Source organism: Pseudomonas sp. RW409, assembly GCF_003184125.1.
Taxonomy (GTDB): Bacteria; Pseudomonadota; Gammaproteobacteria; order Pseudomonadales; family Pseudomonadaceae; genus Aquipseudomonas; species Aquipseudomonas chlororaphis_I.
On sequence record NZ_QHHP01000042.1, the window covers coordinates 924,769 to 939,054 of the forward strand.

Genomic DNA, 14,286 nt, shown 5'->3' on the forward strand with positions numbered 1-14,286 from the left:
TTGCGACAGCAGTTGCCCGTCGGCCATACGCAGGCGCTTGGACAGTGACACGGCGAGGGCGCGGATGATCTTGGCGGCGATCTTCGGCGCCTCGTTGAGCATTTTCTCCAGCGAGTCCTTGCCCAGGTTGAGCAGCCGGCAATCGCTGGCGGCCACGCAGGTGGCCGAACGCCGCTCGCCATCGAGCACCGCCATCTCGCCAAAGGCCCGACCGCTGCGCAGGGTGGCGATGGTCACCCGCACGCCTTCGCTGTTGGTCTTCTGCACGGCCACCTGGCCGGAATGGATGATGCACATGAAGCTGCCGGCGTCGCCTTCGCGGAAGATCTCCTGGCCCTGGGCGATGCTGCTGATGCTGAAGTAACCGGCGGCGGCATTGAAGTCGGCCGGCAAGAGCTGATCGAACAATCCGCAGTCCATCAGCCAGTCGCGGATTTCGTTGTTCAACAAGGTGGGTTCTGGCATGTCGTCACGGTCTTTTTCTTGTGTCTGTTGCGGTCGGTATGGCCGGGGGCCGGCGGTCCTGTGTTTAAGACAGGAGCGCCGGCTGGAGTTCCTCAGGCGATGCCCAGAATCTTGAAAACAAATGCATATTCGAGCGCTACGTCACGCAATCCCTGGTAACGCCCGCTCATGCCGCCATGGCCGGCGCCCAGCTCGGTCTTGAGCAGCAGCAGGTTGTCGTCGGTCTTGGTGGCGCGCAGCCGGGCCACCCACTTGGCCGCTTCCCAGTACTGCACACGGCTGTCGTTGTAGCCGGCGATCACCAGGGTCGCCGGATAGGCCTTGGCCTCGACATTCTCGTAGGGCGCGTAGGCCTTGATCCGCGCATAGACCTCCGGCTCCTCCGGGTTGCCCCATTCGTCGTACTCGGTGACGGTCAGCGGCAGCTCGGGGTCGAGCATGGTGTTGAGCACATCGACGAACGGCACCTCGGCGATCGCTGCCTTGAACAGCTCCGGGCGCTGGTTGAGCACCGCGCCGATCAACAGGCCGCCGGCGCTGCCGCCGCTGATGGCCAGTTGCCCGGAAGTGGTCAGGCCCTGGGCGATCAGGTGTTCGGCGCAGGCGATGAAGTCGCTGAAGGTGTTCTGCTTGTGTTCCTGCTTGCCGGCGCGGTACCAGGCTTCGCCCAGTTCGCCGCCGCCACGCACGTGGGCGATGGCGAAGGCCACGCCGCGCTCCAGCAGGCTCAGGCGCGCATGGGAGAACCACGGGTCGAGGCTTTCGCCGTAGGCGCCGTAGCCGTACAGGTACAGCGGCGCCGGTCGGCCCAGGGCTTCGCGCTTGATCACCAGGCTGATCGGCACCTGGGTGCCATCGGCGGCGGTCGCCCACAGGCGCTGGCTGACATAGGCATCCGGGTCGAAGACGCCCAGCACCGGGGTTTCCTTGAGCACTTTCTGTCCGCCGTCGGCCAGTTCCAGCTGGCGGATCTGCGCCGGGCGGTTCAGCGCTTCGTAGCGCAGGCGGATGCGTTGGCTGACGAATTCCAGGCTGTTCTGCACATGCAGGCTGTAGGCCGCATCCGGCAGTTGCACGCGATAGGCCGGCAGGCCCTCGGGGTGCACCTCGATGATCGGCAGGCCGCCTTCGCGCAGGCTCAGGGTCATGGCCGAGTCGTTCAGGCTCAGGCCTTCGAGCATCACGCTGTCGCTGTGGGGGATCAGGTTCTGCCAGTCGGCCTGGCCTGGCACCGTGCCCAGGTCCGGCGCCTGGTAGAGGGCGAAGTTGATGCCGTCGCGGTTGCTGCGGATAAACCAGGTCCACTGGCCGTCGAGCAGGCCGTGGTCGACGTCGTACTCATGGTGCTCGACCCGCGGCGCCAGGCAGGTGAAGGCCTGCTGCGGCTGCGCCGCGTCGAGTACCCAGACCTCGCTGGTGGTCTTGCTGCCCAGGGACAGCAGCAGCTGTTTCTCCGAGCTTGAGCGGTAGCAATGGAGGAAGAAACGCCCGTCCGGCTCATGGAACACCTCTTCGGCGGCGGTGCCGTCCAGGCGATAGCGGAACAGCTTGTGCGGGCGGTGGGTGTCGTCCAGCTCGCCGAAGAACAGGGTCAGGCTGTCGTTGGCCCAGGTCATGCTGCCGTCGCAATCGGTGAACGCCAGCTCGCTGACCTTGCCGTTGGACAGTTCCTTGACGAACAGGGTGTAGACCTCTTCGCCGCTGGTATCGAGGCTGTAGGCCAGGCGCTGGTGGTCGGGGCTGATGCTGAAGGCGCCGAGGGAGAAGAATCCACCCTTGGCCAGCTCGTTCGGATCCAGCAGCAGTTGTTCCTGGCTTTCGTCGACGCTCAGGCTGTCGTCGGCCGGGCGCGGGCAGCGGTAGTGCCGGGCGTATTCGTCGCCGGCGGTGGTGCGGGTGTAATACAGGTACGGGCCCCAGGGCGAAGGCAGCGAGAGGTCGGTCTCGAGGATCCGTCCCTTGATTTCCTGGAACAGGGTTTCGCGCAGCGCCGCCTGGTCGGCGAGGGCGGCTTCCTGGTAGCTGTTTTCGGCCTTCAGGTAATCGAGCACGGCGTCGGTGTCGCGCTCCTGGAGCCAGGCGTACGGGTCCGGGCCTTCGGCCTTGCGGGCGATCGGGGCGCTGGTGACGTGGGCGGATACGGGCATGAAGGGCTCTCGGGGCGGTGACAATTAAGGGCGCGGCAGACGGCGGTGCAGCCTGACATGCGAAAAGCCGTTATCATAAGCGCCTCTTTGCCTGCCTTGCCATGGACACCATGACCGAGAACGACTATCTGATCGCTTGGGGGCTTTACGCCTTCGCCGCCTTGGGCTGCCTGCTGGTGTGGATGCGCCTGACCCGCTGGATGTGGCGCTGGCTGCGCGAGCCGCTGCGCGTGCTGGTGGCGGTGCTGCTGTTCAGCCCGACCGTGGTCGACCCGGCCAAGGAGATGTTCGCCCCGGCCGTGGCCATCACCGCCCTGGACATGCTGTTCAAGGTCGGCAACAACGCCTGGCGCGCGGTTTCCGACCTGTTCATGTACGGCGTCATCGCCTTCGGCATCTACCTGGTGTTCGTGCTGATCCGCTGGCCGATCGAGCGCGCCTCCAAGGCCCGCAAGGAACAGGCCGAGGCCGCCAAGGCCGCGGCCCGCACCGAAGAGCCGGACGACCAGCCTTTCGGCGGCGCCGGCGACGATCGTTATGGCCGCCCGCCAGTGCCCAGCAACCCCCAGCGTTCGCGGATCGAGCCGCGTCTGTAACACGCATTGAAGCGAGAGTCCGAGCATGTGTGAGTTATTGGGCATGAGCGCCAATGTACCGACCGATATCGTGTTCAGCTTTACCGGGCTGATGCAGCGTGGCGGGCGCACCGGCCCGCATCGCGACGGCTGGGGCATCGCGTTCTACGAGGGCCGTGGCCTGCGCCTGTTCCAGGACCCGGCGGCGAGCAGCGAGTCGGAAGTGGCCAACCTGGTGCAGCGCTACCCGATCAAGAGCGAAGTGGTGATCGGCCACATTCGCCAGGCCAACGTCGGCAAGGTCTGCCTGTCCAATACCCATCCGTTCGTGCGCGAGCTGTGGGGGCGCAACTGGTGTTTCGCCCACAACGGCCAGCTGGCGGATTTCCAGCCGGCCGTCAGCTTCTATCGTCCGGTGGGCGATACCGACAGCGAAGCGGCCTTCTGCGATCTGCTCAACCGGGTGCGCGAAGCCTTTCCCGAGCCGGTGGAAGTCGAGGAGCTGCTGCCATCGCTGGTGGCCGCCTGCGCCGAATATCGCAGCAAGGGCGTGTTCAACTGCCTGCTCAGCGATGGCGACTGGCTGTTCTGCTACTGCTCGACCAAGCTGGCGCAGATCACCCGCCGTGCGCCCTTTGGCCCGGCCCGCCTGAAGGACGTCGACGTGATCGTCGATTTCCAGGCGGAAACCACGCCCAACGACGTGGTGACGGTGATCGCCACCGAACCCCTGACCGAAAACGAAACCTGGACTCGCTACGAGCCGGGCCAATGGAGCCTGTGGCGGCGCGGTGAATGCGTGCTGCACGGCCAGACCGAATAAGGACATCCCCTATGTTGCTCAGTTATCTGCGGCTGGTGTTGTTTGCGGCCGGCCTGTTGATCGGCGTCCAGGTGCCGGGGTTCATCAGCGATTACGCCAAGCGTGTCGAGGCTCACCTGATCGAGGCCCAGGCCAGCCTTCAGGGGTTCCAGGGCACCGCCAACCAGTTCTTCAAGGGCGATCTGCAGGCGCTGGTCGCCCACTATCGGGCCAGCGACGATCCGGTGTTCCGCAGCGATGCCGACAGCCTGGGCAATCTGCTCGTTCGCCAGCGCGCCCTGGACAAGCAGTTCCAGGCCATGCAGGGCCCCTGGTACATCCGCCTGTTGCAAGTGGTGCTGGCCGCCGACCCGGATATCCGCAAGGAAACCTGGAACGGCTACAGCTACCAGATCCTGCTGACCCCGGAGGCGATGATCTGGGCCATGAGTGGCGCCTTGCTGCTGTCGTTCGGCCTGGAGTGTCTGTATCGCCTGATCGACTGGGTGGTGCTCGGCGGCAAGCGCCTGCGCCAGAGCCGGCCGATCGAAGAGCGTGACCTGAAGGGGTTGTGACCGTAGCCGCTGCCGCAGGCTGCGATCGACGGCGCAGCCGTCGTAAACCAGCCGACGCGTTTTTCCAGGCAGATCGCGGATGCAGGTTGTGCGGCAACTGCGTTGCCGTTCGCAGCCTCGCAGGCTCGGCAGCGGCTACACGGACGCCGCGATCCCTGTAGCCGCTGCCGCAGGCTGCGATCGGTTGCGCAGCAACCGCAAAGATGGCTGGCCCACAACCCCTCATCGAGCCGATTCACGCAGGCTGCGCCCGCATTCGCAGCCTTCGGCAGCGGCTGCAAAGGCCTTCGCGGTGGATCAGCCCGCCAGCACGATATAGTCCGGCCCCACCTTGCGCGCATATTGCTCCAGCACCTGCTGGCACAGCACCACCACCTCTTCCACCAGTTCGACACCCACCCGCCACGACACCACCACCTGCAGGTTCGGCGGGCGCTGGTCGATGGTCAGCAGGGTCAGTTCGCCGCGCGCCAGCTCTTCGCTGACCAGTACCGGCGGCAAGGCGCCGATGCCGAAACCGTCGCGCAACAGGCGAGTGATGGCCGACACCGAGTTCACGCAGTTGAGCCGTGGCGCGCTCACGCCGTTGGCCTGCATCAGGCTCAGCACTTCCTGGTGCGGCAGGGAGTTCTTCGAGTAGGTGATGATGCGTTCCCGGGCCAGCTCGGCCAGGTTGGCGTACTCGCGGTTGTAGATCGAGTGGCTGGCGACTATCCAGCCCATCGGGTGGCAGGCCAGTTCCAGGCTGCGAATGGATTCCTGGCGCAGCAGGTCGGTTTGCAGGACCAGGTCGAGAAAGCCTTTCTGCAACTGGTCGCAGAGGTTCAGCGAGGTGTCGGCCACCAGCTCGATTTCCACCTGGGGATAGCTGTCCATCATCCGCGCCACCAGGGGGCTGAGCCAGGTGTGGATCACCGTGTCCATGACGCCGATGCGAATCCGCCCGATCTTGCTCGAACGGGTCTCGATCGACTGCTTGAGCGCCTGCATGGTGTCCATCATCTGCTCGGCATAGTCGAGCACCTTGAGGCCTTCCGGGGTCAGGGTCACGCCGCGCGAGTCGCGCAGGAACAGCTTCACCCCGAGTTCGCCCTCGAGCACGGCGATGCGGCTGGAGATCGACGCCTGGGTGGTGAAGAGTTTGTCGGCGGTCAGGCGAAAGCTTTTCAGGCGCGCGACCCAGACAAAGGTTTCAAGGAACTTGAGGTTCATGCGATCAACTTTTCTTATGTCTGGAGGCGGTTTTTATTAGTTGGACGGGGCAGGGCGCGGGCGCCAAAAATCGCTGCGTCTCACGATAAGCGTCGTCGGGGCCCAGAACAATACCAATAAAACCAAGGTGGAGATTTGCCATGAGTGCGCCCGACACGCTCGCCGCCAGCAAGGCCAAAGGCCGCGCCGGCCCCTTCGACTGGTACCGCGACATCAACCAGCAGGAACGCCGCACGTTCTGGAGCTGCAAGGCCGGTTACGGCCTGGATGGCATGGACACCCAGATGCTCAGCTTCGTCATCCCGACCCTGATTGCGCTGTGGGGCATCAGCTCCGCCGAGGCCGGCCTGATCCACACCAGCACCTTGCTGGCCTCCGCCCTGGGCGGCTGGATCGCCGGCATCCTGTCCGATCGCATCGGCCGGGTGCGCACCTTGCAACTGACCGTGCTCTGGTTCGCCTTCTTCACCTTCCTCTGTGGCCTGGCGCAGAACTACGAGCAGTTGTTGATCGCCCGGACCCTGATGGGCTTCGGTTTCGGCGGTGAGTGGACCGCCGGCGCAGTGCTGATCGGCGAAGTGATCCGCGCGGAAAACCGCGGCAAGGCGGTGGGCATGGTGCAGTCCGGCTGGGCCTTGGGCTGGGGCATCACGGCACTGCTGTATGCGCTGATGTATTCCCTGCTGCCGCCGGAAGAAGCCTGGCGCGCCCTGTTCCTGCTGGGCATCCTGCCGGCGATCTTCGTGATCTTCGTCCGTCGCCTGGTCAAGGACCCGGAGGTCTACCGGCAAACCCGGGCCCGGGAAGTGCCTGACAACCCCTCGCGTTTCTACGAGATTTTCGCCCCCGGCATTCTCAGCACCACCCTGCGCGCATCGCTGCTCGCGGCCGGCGCCCAGGGCGGCTACTACGCCATCACGTTCTGGCTGCCGACCTTCCTCAAGACCGAGCGGGGCTTGAGCGTGCTGAGCACCGGCGGCTACCTGGCCATGGTGATCTTCGGCTCCTATGTGGGCTATGTGATCAGCGCCTATCTGACCGATATTCTCGGGCGCAAGAAGAACTTCATCCTGTTCGCCGCCGGCTCCTTCACCATCGTCCTGCTGTACACGCAAATGCCGGTGAGCAACGCAGTGATGCTGTGGCTGGGCTTCCCCCTGGGCTTCTTCGCCTCGGGGATCTTCAGCGGCATGGGCGCCTTCCTGACCGAGCTGTTCCCCACGCGGATCCGCGGTTCGGGCCAGGGCTTCTGCTACAACAGCGGCCGGGCGCTGGCAGCCTTGTTCCCGCTGCTGATCGGCCTGCTCAGCCAGCACATTCCACTGGGCGCGGCCATCGGCACTTTCGCCGCCGTGTCCTACGGCATCGTGGTGCTGGCGGCCCTGAGCCTGCCGGAAACCCGTGGCAAGCAACTCGAAGCGCGCTAACTGATAATCTGTGGGCATCCCACCGCGATCCCCGCAGCCAAAACGACAAACGCTACAGGAGCACTGACCGTGAGCCGCCTGTTATTGAATTGCGACATCGGCGAAAGCTTTGGCAACTGGACCATGGGCCTGGATGCCGAGGTGATGCCGTTCATCGATTGCGCCAACATCGCCTGCGGTTTCCATGCCGGCGACCCGAGCATCATGCGCAAGACCGTCAGCCTGGCCCTGGCCAATGGCGTGCGCATCGGCGCGCACCCTGCGTACCAGGACCTGGCCGGTTTCGGCCGCCGTTCCATGGCCTACGGCGCCCAGGAACTGCAGGACCTGCTGCATTACCAGATCGGCGCCCTCGACGGTATCTGCCGGGCCCAGGGCAGCCGGGTGAGCTACGTCAAACCCCATGGCGCCATGTACAACGACATGATGGCCAACCCAGCGCAGTTGCGCGCGGTGATCCAGGCGGTGGCCGCCTACGACCGGCAGCTGCCGTTGATGCTGATGGCCACCCGTGACAACAGCGCGGCCCAGGCCCTGGGCGACGAGTTTGGCGTGACCCTGTGGTTCGAAGCCTTCGCCGACCGCGCCTACGACAGCGCCGGCCATCTGGTGTCGCGGCAACTGCCGGGGGCGGTGCATCACGACCCGGAAAAGATCATTGCCCAGGCCCTGACCATCGCCCGTGGCGACGCGCTGCTGGCCAGCGACGGCAGCGCCCTGCACCTGCAGGCCAATACCCTGTGCGTGCACGGCGACAACGCCAGTTCGGTGGCCGCGGTGCAGCGTATCCGCGCGGCCCTTGCGCAGTTGCCAGCATGAAAATACGCCTTGAAGTGGTGGCCATCGATTGCCTGATGGTGCGCCTGTTCGATGCCATCGCCGAGGCCAACATGCCGTGGATGCTCGCCGCCAGCGAGCGCCTGCGGGCAGCCTTCGGCGGGCAGTTGATCGACCTGGTGCCGTCCTACACCACGCTGATGGTGCACTACGACCTGCGGGCCCTGAGCCCGTCCCAGGCCCGGGAGCTGATCGATGTGGCGCTGACCGACCTGACTCCGGACTCGCGCACCGGTGGCCAGCGCCATGTGCTGCCGGTCTGGTACGACCTCAGCGTTGGCCCCGAGCTGAGCCTGTTGTCGCGGCGCAGCGGCCTGTCGGTGAGCGAGGTGATCCGTTGCCACAGTGAGCGTGAATACCAGGTGTTCGCCCTGGGGTTTGCGCCGGGTTTCGCCTTTATGGGGCTGGTGGACGAAGTGCTGGCCGCGCCGCGCCTGGATACGCCGCGCAAGCGCGTGGCGGCCGGTAGCGTGGGGATTGCCGAGCGGCAGACCGCGGCTTATCCGGTGGTGTCGCCGGGTGGCTGGAACCTGATCGGGCGCACACCGAGCCGCCTGTTCGATCGCGAGCGCGACGGCTACAGCCTGATGCAACCGGGCGACAGCGTGCGTTTCGCCGCGGTGGATCACGCCGAATTCATTCACCTGGGTGGCGACGACACGCCACTGGAGGTGCCGGTATGAGCCGCCTGACGATCGAAGCCAGCACACCGCTGTGCCTGTTGCAGGACGCCGGTCGCTTTGGCGTGCGGCACCTGGGCGTGACCCAGGGTGGCGCGCTGGACTGGGTGTCGATGTCCTGGGCCAACTGGCTGCTGGGCAACGTTTTGGATGCGCCGGTGATCGAGATCACCCTGGGCGGCTTCAGCATGGTCGCCGAGGAGCTGTGCCTGCTGGCGCTGGCGGGGGCCGACCTGGGGGCCTGTATCGATGAGCGTCCGCTCAGCCCGGGGCGCAGTTTTATCCTGCAAAAAGGCCAGCGGCTGCGTTTCACCCAGCCGTACCTGGGCGCGCGGGCCTATCTGGCGGCGCCCGGCGGTTTCAATGCGCCCAAGGTGCTGGGCAGTTGCGCCAGCGTGGTCCGCGAGGAACTGGGCGGGCTCGACGGTTTCGGCCGGCCGCTGGCCGAGGGCGCGCGGCTGGAGTATTCCGGGGCAGGGGTGAACCTCAAGGAACTGTCGGGCAAGCAACTGCCGGACCTGCGATCGAAGGCGCCGCTGGAGGTGATTCTCGGGGCGCAGATCGGCCAGTTCAGCGGGCAGAGCCTGTTCGATGCCTTCAACAGCGCCTGGACCCTGGACAGCCGCGCCGACCGCATGGGCATGCGCCTGCTGGGGCCGCAGCTGCGCTATCAAGGGGCGCCGATGATCTCCGAGGGTATTCCCCTGGGGGCGATCCAGGTGCCGCCGGACGGCCAGCCGATTGTCCTGCTCAACGACCGGCAGACCATTGGCGGGTATCCACGGCTGGGAGCCTTGACGCCCCTGGCGCTGGCGCGGCTGGCGCAATGCCTGCCGGGCAGCGAGGTACGCCTGACGCCGGTGGTGCAGGAGACGGCGTATCGGCAGCAGATCGAGTTTTTACGGCAGTTTGTCTGAACTGATGTAGCCGCTGCCGCAGGCTGCGATAAGGCCCGAAGGGCCTTCAAGCGGACTCAAGAGCGCGTCTGCTTCGCAGCCGATCGCAGCCTGCGGCAGCGGCTACAGGGATCGCGTTGGACGGGATCCTATTTGGAGAGAAACCGCATCCCTTCTTCCAGGCCGCGCAAGGTCAGCGGGTACATCTGGTCTTCGATCAGCTCGCGCACGATGTTGGTCGAGGCGGTATAGCCCCAGGTGTCTTTCGGGTAGGGGTTGATCCAGATGAGCTTCTTGTACTTCTCCATGAAGCGCTGCATCCACACGTAGCCGGCTTCTTCGTTCCAGTGCTCGACGCTGCCGCCGGCCTGGGTGATTTCGTAAGGCGCCATGGCGGCGTCGCCGACGAAGATCACTTTGTAGTCGGCGCCGTACTTGTGCAGCACGTCCTGGGTCGAGGTGCGTTCCGAGCCGCGGCGCAGGTTGTTCTTCCACACCGACTCATAGATGAAGTTGTGGAAGTAGTAGTACTCCAGGTGCTTGAACTCGGTCTTGCAGGCCGAGAACAGCTCCTCGCAGATCTTCACGTGGGCATCCATCGAGCCACCGATATCGAACAGCAACAGCAGCTTGATGCTGTTGCGCCGTTCCGGGCGCATCTGGATGTTCAGCAGGCCGGCGTCGCGGGCGGTGTGGTCGATGGTGCCATCGATGTCCAGCTCGTCCGCCGCGCCCTGGCGGGCGAACTTGCGCAGACGGCGCAGGGCCACCTTGATGTTGCGGGTGCCCAGTTCCACCGAGTCGTCGAGGTTCTTGTATTCGCGCTGGTCCCAGACCTTGACCGCCTTGCCCTGGCGCTTGCCGGCGTCGCCGACGCGGATGCCTTCCGGGTTGAAGCCGCCGGAGCCGAAGGGGCTGGTGCCGCCGGTGCCGATCCACTTGTTGCCGCCGGCGTGGCGTTCCTTCTGTTCTTCCAGGCGTTTCTTGAACTCTTCGATCAGCTTGTCCAGGCCGCCGAGGGACTGGATCTGCGCCCGTTCCTCATCGCTCAGCGAGCGCTCGAACTCCTTGCGCAGCCAATCCTCAGGGATCAGCGCCTGCAGGTGGTCGTCGAGTTTTTCCAGGCCGTTGAAGTAGGCGCCGAACGCGCGGTCGAACTTGTCGAAGTGCCGCTCGTCCTTCACCAGGATCGCCCGGGACAGGTAATAGAACTCGTCCATGTCGGCGAAGGTCACGCGCTGCTTGAGCGCGTTGATCAGGTCGAGCAGCTCGCGCACCGACACCGGAACCTTGGCGGCACGCATTTCATTGAACAGGTTGAGCAGCATGACAATGCCCTCTCAGCGGGTGCCGCGACGGCTCATGAACGCCAGGCGTTCCAGCAATTGTACGTCCTGCTCGTTCTTCACCAGGGCGCCGGCCAGTGGCGGGATGGCCTTGGTCGGATCGCGTTCGCGCAGCACCGCTTCGCCGATGTTGTCGGCCATCAGCAGCTTGAGCCAGTCCACCAGCTCGGAGGTCGAAGGCTTCTTCTTCAGGCCCGGCACCTTGCGCACGTCGAAGAACACGTCCAGCGCTTCGCTGACCAGGTCCTTCTTGATGTCCGGGTAGTGCACGTCGACGATTTTCTGCAGGGTGGTGCGGTCGGGGAAGGCGATGTAGTGGAAGAAGCAGCGGCGCAGGAAGGCGTCCGGCAGCTCTTTCTCGTTGTTGGAGGTAATGATGATGATCGGGCGCTGCTTGGCCTTGATGGTCTCGTCGATTTCGTAGACGTAGAACTCCATCTTGTCGAGTTCCTGCAACAGGTCGTTGGGGAACTCGATGTCGGCCTTGTCGATTTCGTCGATCAGCAGGATCACCCGCTCCTCGGATTCGAAGGCCTCCCACAGCTTGCCTTTCTTCAGGTAGTTGCGGATGTCATGCACCTTGTCCACGCCCAACTGCGAATCGCGCAGGCGGCTCACCGCGTCGTACTCGTACAGGCCCTGGTGAGCCTTGGTGGTGGACTTGATGTGCCAGGTGATCAGCTTGGCACCGAAGGACTCGGCCAGTTGCTCGGCGAGCATGGTCTTGCCGGTGCCCGGTTCGCCCTTGACCAGCAGCGGCCGCTCCAGGGTGATGGCGGCATTGACTGCCAGCTTCAGGTCATCGGTGGCGACGTACGCGCTGGTGCCTTCGAACTTCATCTGCAATTCCTCGAACGGTAACGCCGACGTGCATCGAGCAGGTCGGAAGAATAAAACACGAATGGCCGACTATAGCGCGGCGCCCGGTCGACTGTGAACGCAGACGCCCTATTCAGTCTCTGAATGGGGCGTCACATGGTGACTCAGTCAGTGGATGGCTTGGGGCGCTCATACTGGGCATTGAAGGCCTCGATGAAACCATTGCGTAAAATCTGCAAAAAAGCCTGGAATGCGCTGACATCACGCTGATGTACGCTGCCTTTGAGTTCAACCCGGGTGGCGAACTGGTTTTTCCCCTGGTTTTTCAGCACGGTTTCGCTGCCCCCCACCAGGGCTTCCCAGATCGAGCGGAATATCCCCTTGTCCTTGTTCTCGACATCCTGCCGCCAGTTGAACACATCGACATCGCGCAACAGCGGCTTTATATAGCCGGTGAGCTGGCCCTTGTTGGCCTCGGCTTCGATCACCAGGTCACCGTGGCCGGCGTTGAAGTCGAATTTGCCATAGGCGCCGGCGAAGTCGTTCAAGCGCTTGAGTTCGATGTCCTGCACACGCAGGCGGAACGCGAAGTCCTGGAAGTCGCTCAGCGGGTCGAAGGTGGCGTTGGTTTCCAGGGGCGCATGGTCCAGCAGCATGGCCTTGCCTTCGAGGCGGGCGTCACGTTTGCCCTGGGTGTCGACCACGTTGGTCAGGTTGTAGGCGCTGGCGTTGACCTGGGTGGCGCTCATGTTCACCGGCGGTTTGGAGTTGAAGTTACGGAAACTGATCTTGCCGTCGCTGACTTGTACTTCGTTGAGGGTGATGGGCAGCAGCTTGTTCAGCTGGGCCCGCCAGTCGGTGCCTTCGCCGGTTTGCGAATTCTTTTTGTTGGAGCCGTCGACGAAGTTGACCTGTGGCCCGACGAATTGCACTTCGGCCACCACCGCATGGTCGTACCACAGGGAGTGCCAGCTCACCGACAGATCGACCAGCGGAGCATTGACGAACGGCACCGGCACCTTACCGTCGACCTTGACGATTTTCAGGCCGTTGATTCGGTACGCACCGCGCCACAGGGCCAGGTCGACATCGGCGATCTGGCCGCGGTAGTCGCCCATGTTGGCGAGCCGGTCATTGAGGTAGTCACGCACCAGATAGGGCAGGGCGATGTGCAGGGCAACCAGCAGCACCAGCACCCCGGCGAGGGTCCACAGTGGCCAACTGTAGCGACGTTTCATGAGCATGAGTCTCCAGCCATGTGCCTTATAGCGATTGACTCCCCGGCATCGCAGTCGTTCGTCCCGACTGGACGCTCATGGGTGCGAGGCATACCCTTGGACACTTCCTTTCACGCTGTACAAGGACCCAGCCATGAGCCGCATTTTCGTCGACAACGCCCATTCCATTGGCAATACGCCGCTGGTGCAGATCAACCGCATCGCGCCCCGCGGCGTCACCATCCTGGCCAAGATCGAAGGGCGCAACCCGGGTTATTCGGTGAAGTGCCGGATCGGCGCGAACATGATCTGGGACGCGGAAAGCAGCGGCAAACTCAAGCCGGGCATGAGCATCATCGAGCCGACCTCGGGCAATACCGGCATTGGCCTGGCATTCGTCGCCGCGGCCCGTGGCTACAGGCTGGTCCTGACCATGCCGGCGTCGATGAGCATCGAGCGGCGCAAGGTGCTCAAGGCCCTGGGGGCCGAGCTGGTGTTGACCGAGCCGGCCAAGGGCATGAAAGGCGCGATCGAGAAGGCCGCGGAAATCCTTGCCAGCGACCCTGAAAAATATTTCATGCCGCAGCAGTTCGATAACCCGGCCAACCCGGCGATCCACGAGAAAACCACCGGTCCGGAAATCTGGAATGACACCGATGGCGCCGTGGACGTGCTGGTGGCCGGCGTCGGCACTGGCGGCACCATCACCGGGGTTTCCCGCTACATCAAGAAGACCCAGGGCAAACCTATCCTGTCGGTGGCGGTGGAGCCGAGCGTGTCGCCGGTGATCACCCAGAAACTGGCCGGCGAAGAGATCAAGCCCAGCCCGCACAAGATCCAGGGCATCGGTGCCGGTTTTGTGCCGAGCAACCTCGACCTGTCGGTGGTCGACCGGGTCGAGCTGGTGAGCGACGAGGAATCCAAGGCCATGGCCCTGCGCCTGATGCAGGAGGAGGGGATCCTCTGTGGCATTTCCTCCGGCGCGGCGATGGCGGTGGCGGTGCGCCTGGCAGAAACCCCCGAGATGCAGGGCAAGACCATAGTGGTGGTGCTGCCGGATTCGGGTGAGCGTTATCTGTCGAGCATGCTGTTCAGCGACCTGTTCACCGAGCAGGAGAACCAGCAGTAAGACACAAGGGAAGGTGATCGCCGGAGCCGGCTGGCCGGCGATCGAAGGTACGGCGGCTGCGGTGTGCAGGGCACAGCACAATTGTGCTGACCTGCATCAGCTGGCGTTCAGGTGACTTATGTTAATTAGCGTTTTATTGCACGACTGTTAACACTGTTT

The 14,286-nt window shown here is 64.2% G+C and carries 14 protein-coding genes; 8 read left to right on the forward strand and 6 right to left on the reverse strand.

The genetic code is table 11. The features are described from left to right. Both DK261_RS31335 and DK261_RS31340 read right to left on the reverse strand, forming a co-directional pair. Nucleotides 1-465 (reverse strand): cyclic nucleotide-binding domain-containing protein (locus DK261_RS31335; protein WP_110177531.1); only part of this gene is annotated, 465 nt, incomplete at its 3' end. 92 nt (nucleotides 466-557) lie between these two features. Then, the gene (locus DK261_RS31340; RefSeq protein WP_101281962.1) at nucleotides 558-2,612 is read right to left on the reverse strand and encodes a S9 family peptidase; all 2,055 of its coding nucleotides are present in this window, start codon (nucleotides 2,610-2,612) and stop codon (nucleotides 558-560) included. A 101-nt stretch (nucleotides 2,613-2,713) separates the two neighbouring features. On the opposite strand from DK261_RS31340, the gene DK261_RS31345 reads away from it, so the two are divergent. Genes DK261_RS31345 through DK261_RS31355 form a run of 3 tightly spaced genes read left to right on the forward strand, consistent with a single transcriptional unit; the run spans nucleotide 2,714 to nucleotide 4,564 of the window. Then, complete coding sequence (locus tag DK261_RS31345) at nucleotides 2,714-3,208, forward strand: hypothetical protein (RefSeq protein ID WP_041989732.1); 495 nt, start codon at nucleotides 2,714-2,716, stop codon at nucleotides 3,206-3,208. Between the two features lie 25 nt (nucleotides 3,209-3,233). Continuing rightward, a complete protein-coding gene (locus DK261_RS31350; protein ID WP_009047576.1) occupies nucleotides 3,234-4,010 on the forward strand; it encodes a class II glutamine amidotransferase in 777 nt (258 codons plus the stop codon). A gap of 11 nt (nucleotides 4,011-4,021) precedes the next feature. Beyond that, complete coding sequence (locus tag DK261_RS31355; protein WP_053268434.1) at nucleotides 4,022-4,564, forward strand: DUF2937 family protein; 543 nt, start codon at nucleotides 4,022-4,024, stop codon at nucleotides 4,562-4,564. Between the two features lie 297 nt (nucleotides 4,565-4,861). Here DK261_RS31355 and DK261_RS31360 read toward each other — a convergent pair whose 3' ends face one another. After that, nucleotides 4,862-5,776 (reverse strand): LysR family transcriptional regulator, encoded by a 915-nt coding sequence (locus DK261_RS31360; protein WP_103331393.1) that lies wholly within the window; start codon nucleotides 5,774-5,776, stop codon nucleotides 4,862-4,864. A gap of 140 nt (nucleotides 5,777-5,916) precedes the next feature. Here DK261_RS31360 and DK261_RS31365 point away from each other — a divergent pair, with 140 nt between their 5' ends. The 4 genes from DK261_RS31365 (at nucleotide 5,917) to DK261_RS31380 (ending at nucleotide 9,637) form a co-directional block, all read left to right on the forward strand. Next, nucleotides 5,917-7,203, forward strand: a complete 1,287-nt coding sequence (locus DK261_RS31365) for an MFS transporter (protein WP_103331392.1) — start codon at nucleotides 5,917-5,919, stop codon at nucleotides 7,201-7,203. Between the two features lie 69 nt (nucleotides 7,204-7,272). Continuing rightward, complete coding sequence (locus DK261_RS31370) at nucleotides 7,273-8,022, forward strand: 5-oxoprolinase subunit PxpA (RefSeq protein ID WP_009047579.1); 750 nt, start codon at nucleotides 7,273-7,275, stop codon at nucleotides 8,020-8,022. Continuing rightward, nucleotides 8,019-8,723, forward strand: a complete 705-nt coding sequence (locus tag DK261_RS31375; RefSeq protein ID WP_110177393.1) for an allophanate hydrolase subunit 1 — start codon at nucleotides 8,019-8,021, stop codon at nucleotides 8,721-8,723. The genes DK261_RS31370 and DK261_RS31375 overlap by 4 nt, the downstream gene beginning before the upstream one ends. Next, complete coding sequence (locus DK261_RS31380; protein WP_110177395.1) at nucleotides 8,720-9,637, forward strand: biotin-dependent carboxyltransferase family protein; 918 nt, start codon at nucleotides 8,720-8,722, stop codon at nucleotides 9,635-9,637. The genes DK261_RS31375 and DK261_RS31380 overlap by 4 nt, the downstream gene beginning before the upstream one ends. A 128-nt stretch (nucleotides 9,638-9,765) precedes the next feature. Here DK261_RS31380 and DK261_RS31385 read toward each other — a convergent pair whose 3' ends face one another. The 3 genes from DK261_RS31385 to DK261_RS31395 all read right to left on the reverse strand — a co-directional run bounded on the left by DK261_RS31385 (nucleotide 9,766) and on the right by DK261_RS31395 (nucleotide 13,019). Next, on the reverse strand, nucleotides 9,766-10,944 hold the full coding sequence (locus DK261_RS31385; protein WP_007926886.1) for a VWA domain-containing protein: 1,179 nt from the start codon (nucleotides 10,942-10,944) through the stop codon (nucleotides 9,766-9,768). Nucleotides 10,945-10,956: 12 nt separating this feature from the next. Next, the gene (locus tag DK261_RS31390; RefSeq protein WP_016705272.1) at nucleotides 10,957-11,802 is read right to left on the reverse strand and encodes a MoxR family ATPase; all 846 of its coding nucleotides are present in this window, start codon (nucleotides 11,800-11,802) and stop codon (nucleotides 10,957-10,959) included. 143 nt (nucleotides 11,803-11,945) lie between these two features. After that, entirely contained in the window at nucleotides 11,946-13,019 is a 1,074-nt protein-coding gene (locus tag DK261_RS31395; protein ID WP_016705273.1) for a DUF748 domain-containing protein, read from the reverse strand. Between the two features lie 133 nt (nucleotides 13,020-13,152). On the opposite strand from DK261_RS31395, the gene cysK reads away from it, so the two are divergent. Continuing rightward, a complete protein-coding gene (gene cysK, locus DK261_RS31400; RefSeq protein WP_009047584.1) occupies nucleotides 13,153-14,127 on the forward strand; it encodes a cysteine synthase A in 975 nt (324 codons plus the stop codon). Nucleotides 14,128-14,286 lie beyond the last annotated feature (159 nt).

Coding starts and splice junctions, on each gene's coding strand:
- DK261_RS31340 (WP_101281962.1), bottom strand. CDS start 2,612: ATGCCCGTATCCGCCCACGTCACCAGCGCCCCGATCGCCCGCAAGGCC.
- DK261_RS31380 (WP_110177395.1), top strand. CDS start 8,720: ATGAGCCGCCTGACGATCGAAGCCAGCACACCGCTGTGCCTGTTGCAG.
- DK261_RS31385 (WP_007926886.1), bottom strand. CDS start 10,944: ATGCTGCTCAACCTGTTCAATGAAATGCGTGCCGCCAAGGTTCCGGTG.
- DK261_RS31365 (WP_103331392.1), top strand. CDS start 5,917: ATGAGTGCGCCCGACACGCTCGCCGCCAGCAAGGCCAAAGGCCGCGCC.
- cysK (WP_009047584.1), top strand. CDS start 13,153: ATGAGCCGCATTTTCGTCGACAACGCCCATTCCATTGGCAATACGCCG.
- DK261_RS31390 (WP_016705272.1), bottom strand. CDS start 11,802: ATGAAGTTCGAAGGCACCAGCGCGTACGTCGCCACCGATGACCTGAAG.
- DK261_RS31375 (WP_110177393.1), top strand. CDS start 8,019: ATGAAAATACGCCTTGAAGTGGTGGCCATCGATTGCCTGATGGTGCGC.
- DK261_RS31350 (WP_009047576.1), top strand. CDS start 3,234: ATGTGTGAGTTATTGGGCATGAGCGCCAATGTACCGACCGATATCGTG.
- DK261_RS31395 (WP_016705273.1), bottom strand. CDS start 13,019: ATGAAACGTCGCTACAGTTGGCCACTGTGGACCCTCGCCGGGGTGCTG.
- DK261_RS31345 (WP_041989732.1), top strand. CDS start 2,714: ATGGACACCATGACCGAGAACGACTATCTGATCGCTTGGGGGCTTTAC.
- DK261_RS31360 (WP_103331393.1), bottom strand. CDS start 5,776: ATGAACCTCAAGTTCCTTGAAACCTTTGTCTGGGTCGCGCGCCTGAAA.
- DK261_RS31355 (WP_053268434.1), top strand. CDS start 4,022: ATGTTGCTCAGTTATCTGCGGCTGGTGTTGTTTGCGGCCGGCCTGTTG.